Source organism: Sphingopyxis sp. H073 (genome assembly GCF_001468395.1).
Lineage (GTDB): Bacteria > Pseudomonadota > Alphaproteobacteria > Sphingomonadales > Sphingomonadaceae > Sphingopyxis.
Window position 1 is genome coordinate 362,143 of record NZ_LNSG01000004.1, and the last position, 16,730, is coordinate 378,872.

Here is a 16,730-nt window from a genome sequence, read left to right on the forward strand (position 1 = left end):
CCCTATCCCATCCGGCCGAATGCGGGAGCGTAGTCCGCTCGCCCGCCTAGCGGCCAAGCCGCGTCCGAGTCCAGCATCATCGCCATGAAATGCGGCCCCGCAAAGGGCGATGCGAAACGCGCTGCGAGGTCGGGCGAATAGCCGAAACGCGGGTAATAAGATTCGTGACCAAGGACGAAGCTGATCTGCACACCCTGTTTGCGCAGATCATCGAGCGCGGCGCGGATCAGCGCATCGCCGATCCCCTGCCTCTGGTGATCCGGGGCGACCGACACTGGCGCAAGTCCGGCCGCCGACAGCGCCGCGCCGTCGGCCGCGACATCCATCCGGCTGAGCAGAACATGCCCGACGATTGCGCCGTCGCGCTCGGCGACGAGTGACGTCAACACGTCACCATCGGCCTCGAGCATCCGCACCAGCCGCGCCTCGCCCTGATGCCCGAATCCGGTGCCGGCAAAGGCCGCGCGGATCACCGCGCCGATCGCGTCGCCATCCGCCGCCGTCGCGGCACGGATGGCGATGCCGTCAGGCAAGCGCAATGTCCGGCGCGTCTTCCTGCTTCATGCCCACCGTATGATAACCCGCATCGACATGGTGCGTTTCGCCCGTCACGCCGCTCGACAGGTCGCTCAGCAGGTAAAGCGCCGAGCCGCCGACGTCGTCGATCGTGACGTTCCGGCGCAGCGGCGCGTTATATTCGTTCCATTTCAGGATCAGGCGGAAATCGCCGATGCCCGAGGCGGCGAGCGTCTTGATCGGGCCGGCCGAAATCGCGTTCACGCGCACGCCCTGCGGACCATAATCGTTGGCGAGATATTTGACGCTGGTCTCGAGCGCCGACTTGGCGACGCCCATGACGTTGTAATGCGGGATCACCTTCTCGGCGCCATAATAGCTGAGCGTCAGCAGCGAGCCGCCGCCGGTGCCCGTTTCGGGATCGAAGGGCGTCATCATCGCCGCCGCGCGCTTGGCGACCGCGGTGAAGCTGTAGACGCTGATGTTCATCGTCATCAGGAAGTCGTCGAGCGTCACGTCGGCATAATGGCCGCGCAGCGCTTCCTTGTTGGTGTAGCCGATGGCATGGACGACGAAGTCGATCGTCGGCCAGCGGGCTGCCAGCGTCGCGAAAGCCGCGTCGAGATTGTCCATATCGGCGACGTCGCAATCGAGCAGGAAATCGCAGCCGAGTTGCTCGGCGAGCGGCTTCACCCGCTTTTCCATCACCTCGCCCTGATAGGAAATCGCCAGCTCGGCGCCATGCGCGTGCAGCGCCTTGGCAATGCCCCAGGCGAGCGACTTGTCGTTCGCGAGACCCATGATCAGCCCGCGCTTGCCCTTCATCAGACCCGTCATTTTTCTTCTCCGGCCTTTTTGTCTTGGATAATCACATCGTCCGCGCGCCCAATAGCGTCGTGGCCCAAATCCTCAACCTCGACGAGCGCGGCATTCAGTTCGGCGCCGATCACCATACCCAATCCGACGAGGTAGAAAAAGAACAGCGCGATCATCACGCCCGCAAGGCTGCCGTAGGTCGCGTCATAGCGAAACAGGCCGGCAAGCAGCGGAGGCAATGCCAGCGTGACCGCGATCCACCAGAGCGTCGTGAACAGCGCGCCCGGCCATTTGGGGAATTGCCGGGTGCGGTACTTGGACGGGGTCAGCGAATAAAAGAGCAGGTAGATCGCAACGAACAGGCCAAAGCCCGACACCCCGCGCGAAATGGCGACCACGCCCGCCGACTGATAGGCGGGCGGCAGGACACGCTCGACGAACTGCTCGATGCCCACGATCAGCACCTGCATACTGAACGAGATCAGCATCAGCACGACCGCGCCCGAGATGATGCCGATCGAGATCAGGCGGTAGTGAAAGAAGCCGCGCGAGAAATGCGTGCCATAGGCGCGGCGCAATATGTCGCGCATCGTTTCGATGAAGCTGCCCACGGTCCACAAGGCGACTAGCGCGCCGAGCCAGAGGAACAGCCCGGTGCGCGCGGTCATCACCTCGCGGATCGGGCCTTCCAGCGCCCGCGCCACCGTCGGCGGCATCACCGAGAACACCGCCTCGATTGCGCGCTCGCCGCCGAAACTACCGCCCAGAACGCTCAGCACCGCAGCGAGCAGGATGAAGAAGGGGAAGAGAGCGATCAGCGCGAGATAGGCGAGATTGCCCGCGTGGATGAAGCCGTCGGTGTACGTGCCGACGACAACCCGGCGAAGCACGTGAAATACGCGCGTTCCCGGCCCCAGCGTCTCGCGCCCGCGCTCGATGACCCCCTGCGCCCGCGCGCGCAGGTGCGTGCGCTTCGCGCGCTCGGCGCGGGCTTCGGGCGAGTGGGGCGAATGCCCCTCGGCAAGAAATTCCTGGCCGACTTCCTCGGCCACTTCGCGCTCAAGCGCGGCAGCGGCATTTTCCTGTCTGCGATCAGCCACGCATCACACGCCAAGATCCGCTCGCACCGCGCGGCCGTCGGTCCACCCCTCCAACGCCTTCGCAAGATCGGTATCGTTCGCGGGCAGGTCGACCATCAGCCGTACGAGCTGGTCGCCGCGCCCGCCGCCCTTCCGGCTGAAACCCTTGCCCTTGAGGCGCATGACCTTGCCCGAGGTCGAACCGGCTGGAATCGACAGCATCACCGGCCCGTCAACGGTCGGCACCTTGATCTTCGCGCCCCTGACCGCCTCGTTCAGCGTGACCGGCAGGTCGAGACGGATATTGTCGCCGTCGCGTTCGAAGAAGGGGTGATCCTTGACCGCGATGGTGACGATGCCGTCGCCATTGCCGCCGGGTCCCGGCTGCCCCTTGCCCGCAAGCCGCATCTGCGTGCCCGTCTCGACCCCGGCAGGCAGCTTGAGGTCGATCGTCTTGCCGTCCGACAGCGTGATCCGCTGCATGGCCAGGGTCGCGGCGTCGATGAAAGGGACCGACAGCCGATAGCCGACGTTCGCGCCCTTCGCGGGCGGTGCGCTGTGGCCGCCGAAGCCGAACGGCCCGCCGCCACCGCGGCCGCCGAACAGTCCCTCGAAAATATCTCCGAAATCGGCGCCGTCGCCGCCGAACCCGCCGAAACCGCCCTGTGGCTGGCCGCGCGGATCGCCACGAAACCCGCCGCCGCCGAAGCCGAAGGGCATCGCCGGGTTGCCCTCGGAGTCGATTTCGCCGCGGTCGAACTGCGCGCGCTTCGTCTTGTCGGACAACAGATCATAGGCCTTGGTCACGTCGGAAAATTTTTCCGCCGCCTTCGGATTGTCCTTGTTCCGGTCGGGGTGCAGTTCCTTGGCGAGTTTGCGGTACGCGGACTTGACCTCCGCCTCGGTCGCGCTCTTCGATATGCCAAGGGTTGAATAAGGGTCTGCCATCTGTCGTCAATAGCCCGATAAGTGACCGGCCGTGAAGGCCCATTAGCGGGCGATGTGGGAACATTGCGCGAAACGGTCAAGGCCGCCGCTTTCGCTCGACCATCGCTCCGCCCCGCATTATGACGCGCGCATGACCGACGATCCCTTTGCGCTGTTCGACACCTGGTTCACGGAAGCCCGCGCGAGCGAACCCAACGACGGCAATGCCATGGCACTGGCGACGAGCACGCCCGACGGGCGGCCTTCGGTGCGGATGGTGCTGCTGAAAGGCCACGGCCCCGACGGCTTCGTCTTTTACACCAACCTCGACAGCCGCAAGGGCGGCGAACTCGCCGCGAACGCGCATGTGGCGCTGCTCTTCCACTGGAAATCGTTGCGGCGGCAGATCCGTATCGAGGGGATGGTCACGCCGGTCGACGATGCCACCGCCGACGCCTATTTCGCCACGCGCAGCCGCGACAGCCAGCTCGGCGCATGGGCGAGCGACCAGTCGCGCCCACTCGATAGCCGCGCAACGTTCGAAGCCCGCTTCGCAGAAATGCAGGCGCGGTTCGAGGGGCAGGACGTGCCGCGCCCGCCGCGCTGGTCGGGATGGCGGGTCACGCCGGAACGGATCGAATTCTGGCAGGACCGCGAACATCGCCTTCACGAGCGTAACCTCTATGTCCGCAGCGGCGAAGGATGGACGAAAGGGCTTCTCTACCCATGACCGCGCTGCGTTCCTTCCCGATCACCCGCGTCGACGCCTTTGCCGACCGGCCCTTTACCGGCAATCCCGCCGCGGTGATGCCGCTCGATGAATGGCTCGGCGACGATCTGCTGCAGGCGATGGCGGCCGAGAATAATCTTGCGGAAACCGCGTTCCTCGTCCCCGATGACAGCGGCGAGGCCGATTACGAGTTGCGCTGGTTCACCCCGACGCTCGAGGTCGCGCTGTGCGGCCATGCGACGCTTGCCAGCGGGCATGTCCTGCTATCGGCGGCGCAATGGCGGAATGAAATGCGCTTCCGCACGCGCAAGGCAGGCATATTGCAGGTCACACGAAGCGGCGATGACGACGCCTATCTGATGACGCTCCCGGCCTATCGCGCGACGGCCAGGCCGCTACCCGACGTCGCGCGCGCTATGGGCGGCGATGTCGTCGAGACGCTGTGGCACGATAGCGGCTATGCGCTGATCGTCTATCACAGCGCCCAGGAAGTCCGCGCGCTGACGCCCGATCTCGCGGCGCTGAGCGAGGGCGACATCCTCTATATCGCGACCGCACCCGGCACCGGAGACCCGTCGGGCGCCGACGTCGTCAGCCGCGCCTTCGCTCCCGGCGCGGGGATACCCGAAGATCCGGTGACCGGATCGGCGCACAGCGTACTCGCGCCCTATTGGACGACGCGCCTCGGCCGCGATCATTTCGCGGCCTATCAGGCGAGCGCGCGCGGCGGGCATGTGGGGTGCCGCCTGGCGGGCGATCGGGTCGAGCTTTCGGGGCGCTGCGTGACGACGCTGGCGGGGGAGTTCCTGCTGTAGTTCAGGCGGGAGCGTCCCGCTTTGGTGTGGGGAGCCGCCCCTCAATTCTCGTCATGCTGGCTCCGCGATGGCTTCGCTGTTTCTGCATCGATGGACTAAGCTCGAATTTGACGCGGTGCCGAAGGAAACGTCGGGCCAATGATCCTGAAACAAGTTCGGAATGACGATGCCGTAAATGTCGTGGTCCGGCCGAAAATCACCTCTCAGGGATAGTCAGGCACCTTCGGCATCCCCGGCAGCGGAATGAACTCCTCGGTGTCGCCGGGGACGAGCGGGAATTTGCGCTCCTTCCAGTCGCGCTTGGCCTCGCTGATGCGGTCGCGCGACGAACTGACGAAATTCCACCACAGATGGCGCGGGGTCGTGAAAGCCTCGCCGCCGAGCAGCATCACGCGCGCATCGCTGTCGGCGCGCAATGTCATCGCCTGCCCCGGCTTCAGGATATAGAGGCTGTAGCGGTCGAGCGCCTCGTCATCGAGACGGGCGTCGCCCATCGCGACGAGCACCGCGCGTTCGTCGGCCTCGGCCTCGATCGGCAACGACGCCCCGGCGTTCATCAGGATGTCGGCATAGATCGTCGCGCTATGCTGCGTCGTCGGTGCAGTGACGCCCCACAGGCTGCCCATGATCACGCGCGCCGACACCTGCCCGTCCTCGACGATCGGCAGATCCTCGGCGGCGACATGCTCGAACGCCGGATCGACCTCTTCCTTGCCGTCGGGCAGCGCGAGCCAGGTCTGCATGCCCGAGATCGGCGAACCGCTGGCGCGCTCTGCCGGCGGCGTGCGCTCCGAATGGACGATGCCGCGCCCGGCGGTCATCAGGTTGCACGCGCCGGGACGGATCGTCGCATAGGTGCCGAGACTGTCGCGATGGTCGATCGCGCCCTCGAACAGATAGGTCAGCGTCGACAGGTTGATGTGCGGGTGCGGGCGCACATCCATCCCCTGCCCGATGTCGAAATGCGCCGGGCCGAACTGGTCGACGAAGATGAACGGGCCGACCATCGTCCGTTCCTTGTTCGGCAAGGTCCGCCGCACGTCGAACGCGCCGATGTCGTGGGTCGAGGGAGTGATGATCGTGAACATCAGCCGAGCCTTTCGAGGGTCTTGCGGGTCTTTCCTGTCTCGACATTGCCTGTGTTCAAGGTCGAATTGGGTTCGAGCAGCAGCACCGAGCACTCGCCGTCCAGCGCCTCGGGGCAATGTTCGACGCCGTGCGGGACGATGATGAACTCGCCGGGCTCGACGATGACGTCGCGGTCGCGCAACGCCATCTTCATGCGGCCGGCGACAACGAGGAAAAGCTCGTCCTCTTGCGTGTGGTGATGCCAGTCGAACTTGCCCTCCAGCTTGACCAGCTTGACCTGGAAGTCATTGATATCGCCCGCGACGCGCGGGTTCCAATGATCGTGGAAACTGCCGAAGGCTTCGGCGAGATTGACCTTGTCGATTGTCACGGCGCGGGCGCCCGCAAGATTTTTTCCATTGCCTTTCCCTTCGCAAGTTCGTCGATCAGTTTGTCGAGATAGCGGATTTCGCGCATCAGGGGCTCGGCGATCTCTTCGACGCGGATGCCACAAACGAGGCCCTTGATCTGGTCGCGGGCGACATTCAGCGCTGGCGCGTCGCCGTAAAACGCCCTGAGGTCCGCCTTCGTCGCGATCTGCACCTCCAGTTCCTTCTGACTATAACCGGTGAGCCAGCGAATGATCTCATCAACCTCGGCCTTGGTGCGTCCCTTGCGCTCTGCCTTGGCGACATAGTGCGGATAGACGCTGGCAAAGCTGTAGCCGTAGATGCGATGCTCATCCATGACCGACCGTCCTATTCTCCCGGAGCCGTCGCCCTGATCGCGAGCGCGTGGACGCGCTGGCCGGGCAGGTCACCAAGCGCCTTGTTGACCGCACGCTGCCGCGCGACGCGGCTTTGGCCGGCGAAGCCCGCCCATTCGATCCTGAGACTGAAATGCGACTCGCCCGACCCGTCGTCGCCGGCGTGGCCATGATGATTCGCGCTATCGTTGCTGAGGGTGAATATGGCGTCGGGAAAGGCTGCGGCGAGCAGGCTTTCCATCTCTTGCTGTGCGGGGCCTTTGCTGCTCATGGGGTTGACCATAAGCCGTCCATCGCCAAATTATAAGACCTCCCGAAGGACAGGTTCCCACCCCCGTTTCCGAAAGCCCCTTGTGCCGTCTTCCGCCCGCTCCCCCCGATTCCACGGCCGCATTCCGCGCGACGCCCCCTGCGCCGTTCCCGGCTGCCGCGAAGCCGGCGAATTTCGCGCGCCGGTTTCCTCGCACCGCTCGCCCGACGGCCCCCCGCCTTACCGCTACCTCTGCCTCGACCATGTTCGCGAGTTCAACGCGGGCTATAATTTCTTCGAGGGCATGACGGCCGATCAGATCATGGCGGCCCAGTCGCCGACCGCGGGCTGGGAAACCGAAAGCCGCGCCTTCCGCCCCGCGGGCAGCGCCGACCTGCCGCCGCGCTGGGCCGATTTCAAGGATCCGATGGACGCCGTCGGCGCGCGGTTTCGTCAGAGGATGGACGAGGCGCGGCGCGAGGCGGCCGACCCGCGCTTCAACCGCGAGGAACATCGCGCGATGCAGTTGCTCGGCCTCAATCCGGATGCCGACCGCAGCGCGCTCCGCCGCCGCTACAGCGAGCTCGTCCGCAAATATCATCCCGACCGGAATGGCGGCGATCGGAGTTTCGAGGCGAGACTCGGCGAAGTCGTTGAGGCATATCAACTCCTCAGGAAGACGAAGGCTTTCGCATAGGGAGAGGATCGATGACGGATCTCGACGAAGCGCGGATCGAGGTCGTGCGTCGGCACATGGCGCTGGAAATCACGCACGACTGGGATGGCGTTATCGCCACGTTCGAGCATCCCCGCTACGAATTGCTCGGCCCTGGCACGATCTTCGATGGCGAGGCGGCGGTGCGTTCCTATTTCACCACCTCGCGCGAGCCCTTTCCCGATCAGGCGAATGAAGTAATTTCGATTGCTGCCGACGCCGACACTGACACGGTCCTCGTCGAGTTCTGGCTGACCGGCACGCACCTCGGCCCTTTGAAACTTGGCCTCCGGACGATCGAGCCCACAGGCAAGGCCTTTCGTATCCGCATGGCGGCCAGCTTCGAATTCGCGCCGAGCAGCGACAAGATCGTCTGCGAGCGCCCCTATTACGACCAGTCGGCGGTGATGAAGGCGCTCGGACTGCTGTGACGACGTCCCAATAAGGCGTTGCAAGGCGCAACCCATGACGATACCGCGGCGGCGAAGTCCCGCCCCGCGGCGACTCTCCCTGACTATCGTATCGCTGGACAAAGAACATGACCGACATCCCGAACAGCCTGCCCGACCATCACGGTTCGACGCTCCTCGCCGCGCCCGATACCGAGGTCGATGCACGCGAGGTGTTCGGCGTCGATATCGACATGAAGATCCCGGCGTTCAGCGAAGCCGACGAGCGCGTTCCCGATCTCGACCCCGCCTATGTCTTCGATGGCGATACGACACTCGCGATCCTGGCGGGCTTCAAGTTCAACCGCCGCGTCATGGTCCAGGGCTATCACGGCACCGGCAAGTCGACCCACATCGAACAGGTCGCGGCGCGGCTCAAATGGCCGTGCATCCGCGTCAACCTCGATGCGCATATCAGCCGCATCGACCTTGTCGGCCGCGACGCGATCGTGCTCAAGGACGGCCAGCAGGTCACCGAGTTCCGCGAAGGCCTGCTCCCCTGGGCGCTGCAGACGCCGACCGCGCTCGTTTTCGACGAATATGACGCGGGTCGTCCCGACGTGATGTTCGTGATCCAGCGCGTGCTCGAGGCGGAGGGCAAGCTTACCCTGCTCGACCAGAACCGCGTGATCCGCCCGAACCCGCATTTCCGCCTGTTCGCGACCGCCAACACCGTCGGCCTCGGCGACACGAGCGGGCTCTATCACGGGACGCAGCAGATCAACCAGGGCCAGATGGACCGCTGGAACATCGTCGTCACGTTGAACTATCTGCCCGCCGCGACCGAAAGCGCGATCATCCTCGCCAAGGTTCCCGGCACCGACGATGCGACCGTCGCCAATATGGTGAAGGTCGCGGACCTGACCCGCCAGGGCTTCATCAACGGCGATATCTCGACCGTCATGTCGCCGCGCACCGTGATCAGCTGGGCGCAGAATGCGGCGATCTTCAACAATCTCGGCTTCGCCTTCCGCCTCTCGTTCCTCAACAAGTGCGACGAGGCCGAGCGGATGATCGTTGCCGAATATTACCAGCGCGTGTTCGGCGAGGATCTGCCCGAGGGGATCGTCGGCAAGTGATGCGTCCGCGCCACCTGATGGTGGCGGCCGCCGTGCTGGCGCTACCGGGCTGCATCTCGCCGGTCGGCTACGGCAAGGTTCGTCACGCCGACTATATCGCCGATCCGCGCTGCACCGCCCAGGCGGGCGCGACCATCGATGGCGAGGCGCTTCCGCTCTTCTTCGTCACGACGCGTCTTCCCGATTGCCGGACCGACGATGTCCGCCTGCTGAGTTACCGGGGCGACCGGGCGCGCTACGGTCGTTTCGCGTCGCCGCTCCAAAGCGACGTGGGCGGCAAGACGAAGTTGCGCACGCCGATGGCGTTCCAGGACGAAGGCGACTGGTGGCGCGCGTTGCAGGCGGAGACCGACCGGCGGCAGGGGCGCGTCCTGCTCTATGTTCACGGCTATCGCGAGACGTTCGAGACCACGTCGAAGGACGCGGCGCAGATCGCGCGGATGACCGGCTTCGACGGCCCGATCGTCGAATATAGCTGGCCCTCGCAGGGCGAGGTGCTGAAATATGCGGTCGACGAAACCAACATGTATCACGACGTGCGGAATTTCCGCGATTTCCTGCGCAGCCTTGCCGACAAGCCGTGGGTGAAGGAGATCGTGATCGTCTCGCATTCGCTCGGCGCGCGGCTGGTAATCCCGGCGATCGGGGCGGCCGACCGGCTGTCGCGCCGCGCCGAGCGCACGGGGAATATCTCGAACATCATCCTCGCCTCGCCTGACGTCGACCGTGAAACTTTCGAGCGCGACATCGTCGAAGAGGTGCTGGCACCCGACCGCGTCGCGCTCGGGCGGCGGATCACCGTCTATACCTCGCTGAAGGACAAGGCGCTGGCGCTGTCGCGGGCGCTTCACGGCTATCCGCGGCTCGGTTCCCCCTATTGCTTCGATCCGTTCCAGGCGGCGGACCTCAAGGCGAAGGGTCTGCCCGAGCGCTGCTACCCCGCAGGGGTTCCGGGCCTGACCGTGATCGACACGACCGATGTATCGCGCGGAGCCTCGGGGCACAGCAATTTCCTGCGCAGCGCGGTCGTGTGCCGCGATTTCATCGACGTTATTGCCGACAAGCCGGCACGGCCGCAGCGTGTCGCGACGCACCTCTCGCATGTCTTTCGCCTTGTTCCCGACCCCGCCGATCCCAAGCCGGACGACAATGCGGCGTGCAGCCGCACGCCCGGCGACGAAGAGGATTGAGCCGGGCGGTGCGCCTCCCTCTCTTCCTTCCATTGCAAAAGCTGGCTAGATTCGACTCGACATGGCAACCCAATCTCCCCTCGACGATCTGAAAGCCGCGCTGTCGAGCGTCGCGCGCGCGGTCACCCGCGACCCCGAGGTCGAGGTCGGTTTCACCGCCGACGCACCGGTGCAGATCGGCAAGGCGATCAAGGTGCCGACCCCGTCGCGCACCCTGCCCCGCGATCAGGTGGCCGAAGCGCGCGGTTTCGCCGACAGCTATGCGCTGCGAATGAAGCATCACAGCGACAAGATCCACAACGCCGCCCGCCCCGCCGAACCGCTCGCCGCCGCGGCTTTCGACGCGATGGAGCGCGCGCGGATCGAGGCGCTCGGCGCGCGCAACATGGCGGGGATGCGTCAGAATCTGTCTGCCTCACTGACCATGCGGATGCGCAGCGATCCGATCAGCCGCGCACAGGCGAAGGATGATGTGCCGGTGTCGAGCGCGCTCGAACTGCTGCTGCGCGAGGCGCTGACCGGCGAGCAGGCGCCGCAGGGCACGGAGACGGGGCTGTCGCTGGTGCGCGAATGGATCACCAAGGAAGCGGGCGGCGACATCGACGCGCTGGCGATGCTGATCGACGATCAGGCCGCCTTTGCCGAGACCGCCAAGGTCGCGCTCCGTCACCTCGACCTCATCTATGGCGACGAGCCGATGGAGGAAGGAAGCGAGGACACCGGCGAAGAGGATGAATCCGAGGCCGAGGAAAGTCAGGAGGAACAGGAAAGCGAAGACGGCGGCAGCGGCGAGAGCCAGGTCGACGCGCGCGCCGAGATGGCGGGCGATCAGGCCGACGATGGCGACAGCGACCCCGACGCGCAGGAAATGGAAGCCGACGGCGAGCCCGAGATGGGCGGCGAAGGCGACGAAGGGATGCTGCCCGTGCGTCCCAACCGCCTGCCGACCGACGTTCCCGATTTCAACTACGTCCGCTTCACCGAAAAGCATGACGAGATCGTCGCCGCGACAGAACTTTGCGACGCCGACGAACTGGCGCGGCTGCGCGCCTATCTCGACCAGCAGATGACGCATCTGCAGGGCGCGGTGACCAAGCTCGCGAACCGCCTCCAGCGCCGTTTGATGGCGCAGCAGAACCGCGCCTGGGACTTCGACCAGGAGGAAGGCCAGCTCGACGCCGCCCGTCTCGCGCGCGTCGTCGTCTCGCCGGGCAGTTCGCTGTCGTACAAGATCGAGCGCGACACCGATTTCCGCGATACCGTTGTCACTTTGCTCATCGACAATTCGGGATCGATGCGCGGACGTCCGATCAGCATCGCGGCGATCAGCGCCGACATCCTTGCCCGCACGCTCGAGCGCTGCGGCGTGAAGACCGAAATTCTCGGCTTCACAACGCGCACCTGGAAGGGCGGGCAGAGCCGCGAGGACTGGCTCGCCGCCGGACGCCCGCCGCATCCCGGCCGCCTCAACGACCTTCGCCACATCATCTACAAGCCCGCCGACGAACCCTATCGCCGCGCGCGCAAGTCGCTCGGCCTGATGATGCGCGAAGGGTTGCTCAAGGAGAATATCGACGGCGAGGCACTGATGTGGGCGCACCACCGGATCATCAACCGTCCCGAAGAACGCCGCATCCTGATGGTGATTTCCGACGGCGCGCCGGTTGACGACAGTACCTTGTCGGTGAACCACGGCGCCTATCTTGACCAGCACCTCCGCCAGGTGATCGAGTGGATCGAGAAAAAGTCGCCGGTCGAACTTTGCGCGATCGGCATCGGGCATGATGTCACGCGCTACTACAGCCGCGCCGTCACGATCATGGACGCCGAGCAACTCGGCGGTACGATGGTCGAACAGCTCGCAGGCCTGTTCGATATCGATTGACCGGGCGACTGCCCGAAACGAGTGGCCACGGGTGGGTGACAAGCCCTTATACCCTCGTTACAAACCTTGCCCGAAGCAGCAGGGACTCGCGGGGCTTACGACGGGAACCGCTGCATCATCATTGTGCTGAAGGGTCGCCGGCACGAACTGAGGACCGCACCATAGAGGGTGCCGGCTGAGGGGGCGACTGACCGTGAAAAAAGCATCCGATCTGTTCATCGAGTGCCTGGAGGAAGAAGGCGTCGAATATATCTTCGGCGTTCCGGGCGAAGAAAATCTCGACTTTCTCGACAGCCTCTCGCGCTCCAAGAAGATCAAGCTGATCCTGACGCGCCACGAACAGGGCGCGGGCTTCATGGCCGCAACCTATGGCCGCCACACCGGCAAGACCGGCGTCTGTCTCGCGACGCTCGGGCCGGGCGCAACCAACTTCGTCACCGCCGCCGCCTATGCGCAGTTGGGCGGGATGCCGATGATGATGATCACCGGGCAGAAGCCGATCAAGAAATCGAAGCAGGGCCGCTTCCAGATCCTCGACGTCTGCTCGATGATGTCGCCGATCACCAAATATACGCATCAGATGGCGTCGTCGGACAATATCCCGAGCCGCGTGCGCGAAGCCTTCCGCCTCGCCGAGGAAGAAAAGCCGGGCGCGGTGCATATCGAGCTGCCTGAGGATATCGCCGACGAGCACACCGACTCGACGCCGCTGAAGCGCAGCCACTCGCGCCGCCCGAACGCCGATGTGAAGTCGATCCGCGAAGCGGTGAAGGCGCTCGAAGAGGCGAAATCGCCGGTGCTGGTCATCGGTGCCGGCGCAAACCGCACGATGACCAGCCGCATGCTGCTGCAGTTCATCGAGAAGACCGGCATTCCGTTCCTCACGACCCAGCTCGGCAAGGGCGTGATCGACGAGCGCCACCCGAAATTCCTCGGCTGCGCGGCGCTGTCGGCGGGCGACTTCGTCCACCGCGCGGTCGAGGCGTCGGACTGTATCGTCAACCTGGGTCATGACGTCATCGAAAAGCCGCCCTTCTTCATGAAGCAGGGCGGCCCGACGGTGATCCATGTGTCGAGCAAGACCGCCGAGGTCGACCCGGTCTATTTCCCCGACATCGAGGTCATCGGCGACATCGCCAACGCGGTCTGGCAGATGAAGGAAGACATCGTCCCCAACGGCGGTTGGAAGTTCGACCATATGCTCGCCTTCCGCAAGGCCGAGGTCGAACATACCGCGCCGCTCGCCGCCGATACGCGCTTCCCGATCTTTCCGCCGCATCTGGTGCAGTCGATCCGCGACGCGATGCCCGACGACGGGATCATCTGCCTCGACAATGGCGTGTACAAGATATGGTTCGCGCGCGGCTATACCGCGTGCAAGCCCAACACCGTGCTGCTGGACAACGCGCTCGCGACGATGGGCGCCGGCCTGCCCTCGGCGATGATGTCGGCGATGGTCTATCCCGACCGCAAGGTCATGGCGATCTGCGGCGACGGCGGCTTCATGATGAACAGCCAGGAGATGGAGACCGCAGTGCGCCTCGGCCTCAACCTGACGGTGCTGATCCTCAACGACAGTTCCTACGGCATGATCCGGTGGAAACAGGCAAACATGGGTTTCAAGGATTGGGGCCTGACCTATGGCAACCCCGATTTCGTCAAATATGCCGAAAGCTATGGCGCCAAGGGGCATCGCGTCGAGAGCGCGGCGCATCTGAAAGAACTGCTCGCGCACACGCGCGACACGCCGGGCGTGCATCTGATCGACTGCCCGGTCGACTATTCGGAGAACGACCAAATTCTCAACATCGACATTAAGAAGCTGTCGAAGGAGCTTTAAGCTTTCAGCCCCTCCCGCTTACGGGAGGGGCTGCGAAGACTTGCGAGCTTGCTCGCTAGTCGCAGCGGGGTGGGCATCGCACCCTGCTGACCCACCCCCAACCCCTCCCGCAAGCGGGAGGCGGGAGAAGCTGAATGAAACTCAAGGACGTCTATCCGCTCTACCTCAACAACAAGGCGGTGCAGCCGAACACGGACCTTGCGGTGATCGACAAGTTCACCGGCGAGATCGCATTCCGTACCGCGCTCGCGACCCCGGACGTGATCGACGAAGCGATCGCGGGTGCCGTCCGCGCCGCCGAGCCGATGGCGCGGCTCGCGAGCTTCGAACGGCGCGATGTGCTCGCCCATTGCGTCGCGCGCTTTCAGGAGCGGTTCGACGAACTCGCCTATGCGCTGTGCGTCGAGGCCGGCAAGCCGATCGCCGACAGCGAAGGCGAGGTCACGCGCCTGATCGACACCTTCCGCATCGCCGCTGAGGAAGCGACGCGCAATTATGGCGAGATCCAGCCGCTCGATATCTCGCCGCGCGCCAAGGGCTATATGGGCATGTGGAAGCGCGTGCCGATCGGGCCGTGCAGTTTCATCTCGCCCTTCAATTTCCCGCTGAACCTCGCCGCGCACAAGATCGCGCCGGCAATCGCGGTCGGTTGTCCCTTCGTGATGAAGCCCGCGTCGATGACCCCCCTCGGCGCGATCATCATGGGCGAGGTACTCGCCGAATGCGACATATTGCCCGAGGGTGCGTTCAGCATCCTGCCCGCAAGCCGCGACGGTGCCGACCTGTTCACGACCGACGAACGACTGAAACTGCTGAGCTTCACCGGTTCGCCAGGCGTCGGTTGGGATCTCAAAGCCAAGGCGGGCAAGAAGAAGGTCGTGCTTGAGCTCGGCGGGAATGCTGCGGTGATCGTCGACAAGGACGCCGACCTCGACCATGCGCTCGCGCGGATCATCTTCGGCGGCTATTATCAGTCGGGGCAAAGCTGCATCCATGTCCAGCGCACGATCATCCACGAGGACATCTACGACCGCTTCCGCGACATGCTGACCGCGAAGGTCAAGACGCTGAAATCGGGCGATCCGAAGCTGCGCGATACCTTCATCGGACCGATGATCTCGGCGAAGGAAGCGCTGCGCCTGAAGGGCTGGATCGACGCCGCGGTGGCGGCGGGCGCGACCTTGCTCGCGGGCGGCGGATGCGAGGGCAACATGCTCGAGGCAACGCTGCTGGAGAATGTCCCCGATGACACCGACGTCGTGCGCGAGGAAGCCTTCGGCCCCGTCGTCGTCCTGTCGAAATTCGCGCAGTGGGAGGATGCACTTGCCGAGGTCAACGACAGCGAGTTCGGCCTGCAGGCGGGCATTTTCACGCGCGATATCCACAAGATACTCGAGGCGTGGGACCATCTCGACGTCGGCGGCATCGTCGTCAACGACGTCTCCTCCTACCGCGTCGACAACATGCCCTATGGCGGCGTGAAGGATTCGGGGCTCGGCCGCGAGGGCGTGCGTTTCGCGATGGAAGACATGAGCGAAATCAGGAATTTGGTGATCCGGCGAACCTGATTGGCACAGAAACTTGCCGTCATATGTGTCAAATCGGCAACGTCATCGAACTGAAGTCGAACTTTCATCATTTTGTCGCGGGTTCGCCGCGCACGCTGTAACAAAACTCCTGTCTAGGCCGTGGGCAGCCAAGGCTGCTTACGGAGTACGACATGGCCTCGATCTCGACCCTGCCGATCCCCGCCCGTTTTGCCGATCCCTTCACCACCGATCCCCATATTCCGGAACGCGTGATCGGCGAACGGCGAAGCTATCGCACCGTGTGGGTCAGCGATATCCACCTCGGCACGCGCGGCTGCAACGCGCCGCTGCTGATCGACTTTTTCGACCATGTCGATTGCGAGACGCTGTACCTGGTTGGTGATATCATCGACGGCTGGCGGCTCAAGAAGCGCCACTTCTGGCCGCCCGAGCATAATGACGTCGTCTGGCGCGTGCTGAAGCGCGCAAAGCGCGGCACGCGCGTCGTCTATGTCCCTGGAAACCACGACGAGATGGTCCGACCCTTTGACGGCTTCGACTTCGGCGGCGTCGAGATCCGCCGCGAGGCTGTCCACGAGACCGCCGACGGCAAGAAGCTGCTGATCGTCCATGGCGACGAATTCGACGCGGTGATGCTTGCGCATCGCTGGCTCGCCTTCGTCGGCGACGCCGCCTACACCGGGCTGATGAAGTGCAACGTCGTGGTGAATTGGGTGCGCCACAAGCTCGGCCTGCCCTATTGGTCGCTGTCGATGGTCGCGAAGCACAAGGTCAAGAACGCGGTCCAGTTCATCGGCCATTATGAGGAAGTCGTGGCGCACGCGGCCCGCGCCCGCGGGGTCGACGGCGTCGTCTGCGGCCACATCCACAGCGCCGAGATGCGCGAGATCGAAGGCGTCAACTACTATAATGACGGCGACTGGGTCGAGGGATGCACCGCGTTGGTCGAGCACCACGACGGACGCATGGAAATCCTGCACTGGGCGCAGGAAGTCGCGGCGCGCAACACCCCCGCGCAACTGTCGCTGCCCGCACCGGCCAAGGCGGCCTGAGGC

18 protein-coding genes are annotated in these 16,730 nt (G+C 64.6%); 10 read left to right on the forward strand and 8 right to left on the reverse strand.

All coding sequences use genetic code 11. The features are described 5' to 3' along the window. Positions 1-2: 2 nt before the first annotated feature. From ATE64_RS09795 to ATE64_RS09810, 4 genes are read right to left on the reverse strand one after another with little or no spacing between them, the layout of a single operon-like run. The gene (locus tag ATE64_RS09795; protein ID WP_058800336.1) at positions 3-533 is read right to left on the reverse strand and encodes an N-acetyltransferase; all 531 of its coding nucleotides are present in this window, start codon (positions 531-533) and stop codon (positions 3-5) included. Then, positions 526-1,353, reverse strand: coding sequence for an enoyl-ACP reductase FabI (fabI, locus tag ATE64_RS09800; protein WP_058455388.1), 828 nt, complete (start codon positions 1,351-1,353; stop codon positions 526-528). Before fabI ends, ATE64_RS09795 begins: the two co-directional genes overlap by 8 nt. Continuing rightward, complete coding sequence (locus tag ATE64_RS09805; RefSeq protein ID WP_058455389.1) at positions 1,350-2,432, reverse strand: YihY/virulence factor BrkB family protein; 1,083 nt, start codon at positions 2,430-2,432, stop codon at positions 1,350-1,352. Before ATE64_RS09805 ends, fabI begins: the two co-directional genes overlap by 4 nt. A gap of 3 nt (positions 2,433-2,435) precedes the next feature. Next, complete coding sequence (locus tag ATE64_RS09810; RefSeq protein ID WP_058455390.1) at positions 2,436-3,359, reverse strand: DnaJ C-terminal domain-containing protein; 924 nt, start codon at positions 3,357-3,359, stop codon at positions 2,436-2,438. 130 nt (positions 3,360-3,489) lie between these two features. Between ATE64_RS09810 and pdxH the strand changes: the two genes are divergently transcribed. Next, positions 3,490-4,068, forward strand: coding sequence for a pyridoxamine 5'-phosphate oxidase (gene pdxH, locus ATE64_RS09815; RefSeq protein ID WP_058455523.1), 579 nt, complete (start codon positions 3,490-3,492; stop codon positions 4,066-4,068). After that, complete coding sequence (locus ATE64_RS09820) at positions 4,065-4,883, forward strand: PhzF family phenazine biosynthesis protein (RefSeq protein WP_058455391.1); 819 nt, start codon at positions 4,065-4,067, stop codon at positions 4,881-4,883. Before pdxH ends, ATE64_RS09820 begins: the two co-directional genes overlap by 4 nt. A gap of 203 nt (positions 4,884-5,086) precedes the next feature. Here the strand turns inward: ATE64_RS09820 and ATE64_RS09825 are convergent, their stop codons facing one another. From ATE64_RS09825 to ATE64_RS09840, 4 genes are read right to left on the reverse strand one after another with little or no spacing between them, the layout of a single operon-like run. Further along, positions 5,087-5,971 carry a pirin family protein gene (locus ATE64_RS09825; RefSeq protein ID WP_058455392.1) on the reverse strand — a complete coding sequence of 295 codons (885 nt, stop codon included), beginning with the start codon at positions 5,969-5,971 and terminating at the stop codon, positions 5,087-5,089. Further along, the gene (locus ATE64_RS09830; RefSeq protein ID WP_197410149.1) at positions 5,971-6,342 is read right to left on the reverse strand and encodes a cupin domain-containing protein; all 372 of its coding nucleotides are present in this window, start codon (positions 6,340-6,342) and stop codon (positions 5,971-5,973) included. Before ATE64_RS09830 ends, ATE64_RS09825 begins: the two co-directional genes overlap by 1 nt. Then, on the reverse strand, positions 6,339-6,698 hold the full coding sequence (locus tag ATE64_RS09835) for a DUF2200 domain-containing protein (protein ID WP_058455393.1): 360 nt from the start codon (positions 6,696-6,698) through the stop codon (positions 6,339-6,341). The genes ATE64_RS09830 and ATE64_RS09835 overlap by 4 nt, the downstream gene beginning before the upstream one ends. 11 nt (positions 6,699-6,709) lie before the next feature. Continuing rightward, a complete protein-coding gene (locus ATE64_RS09840; protein WP_058455525.1) occupies positions 6,710-6,958 on the reverse strand; it encodes a BolA family protein in 249 nt (82 codons plus the stop codon). A 112-nt stretch (positions 6,959-7,070) separates the two neighbouring features. Here ATE64_RS09840 and ATE64_RS09845 point away from each other — a divergent pair, with 112 nt between their 5' ends. The 8 genes from ATE64_RS09845 (at position 7,071) to ATE64_RS09880 (ending at position 16,727) form a co-directional block, all read left to right on the forward strand. Then, complete coding sequence (locus ATE64_RS09845; protein WP_058455394.1) at positions 7,071-7,664, forward strand: J domain-containing protein; 594 nt, start codon at positions 7,071-7,073, stop codon at positions 7,662-7,664. An 11-nt stretch (positions 7,665-7,675) separates the two neighbouring features. Beyond that, entirely contained in the window at positions 7,676-8,113 is a 438-nt protein-coding gene (locus ATE64_RS09850; RefSeq protein ID WP_058455395.1) for a nuclear transport factor 2 family protein, read from the forward strand. A 107-nt stretch (positions 8,114-8,220) separates the two neighbouring features. Further along, the gene (cobS, locus tag ATE64_RS09855) at positions 8,221-9,210 is read left to right on the forward strand and encodes a cobaltochelatase subunit CobS (protein ID WP_058455396.1); all 990 of its coding nucleotides are present in this window, start codon (positions 8,221-8,223) and stop codon (positions 9,208-9,210) included. Continuing rightward, a complete protein-coding gene (locus ATE64_RS09860; RefSeq protein ID WP_082657736.1) occupies positions 9,210-10,400 on the forward strand; it encodes an alpha/beta hydrolase in 1,191 nt (396 codons plus the stop codon). The genes cobS and ATE64_RS09860 overlap by 1 nt, the downstream gene beginning before the upstream one ends. Positions 10,401-10,461: 61 nt before the next feature. Continuing rightward, positions 10,462-12,285, forward strand: coding sequence for a cobaltochelatase subunit CobT (cobT, locus tag ATE64_RS09865; RefSeq protein ID WP_058455398.1), 1,824 nt, complete (start codon positions 10,462-10,464; stop codon positions 12,283-12,285). A 193-nt stretch (positions 12,286-12,478) separates the two neighbouring features. Further along, the gene (locus ATE64_RS09870) at positions 12,479-14,125 is read left to right on the forward strand and encodes an acetolactate synthase large subunit (RefSeq protein ID WP_197410151.1); all 1,647 of its coding nucleotides are present in this window, start codon (positions 12,479-12,481) and stop codon (positions 14,123-14,125) included. A gap of 134 nt (positions 14,126-14,259) precedes the next feature. Then, entirely contained in the window at positions 14,260-15,693 is a 1,434-nt protein-coding gene (locus ATE64_RS09875; RefSeq protein WP_058455400.1) for an aldehyde dehydrogenase family protein, read from the forward strand. 152 nt (positions 15,694-15,845) lie between these two features. Next, on the forward strand, positions 15,846-16,727 hold the full coding sequence (locus tag ATE64_RS09880) for a UDP-2,3-diacylglucosamine diphosphatase (protein WP_058455401.1): 882 nt from the start codon (positions 15,846-15,848) through the stop codon (positions 16,725-16,727). Positions 16,728-16,730 lie beyond the last annotated feature (3 nt).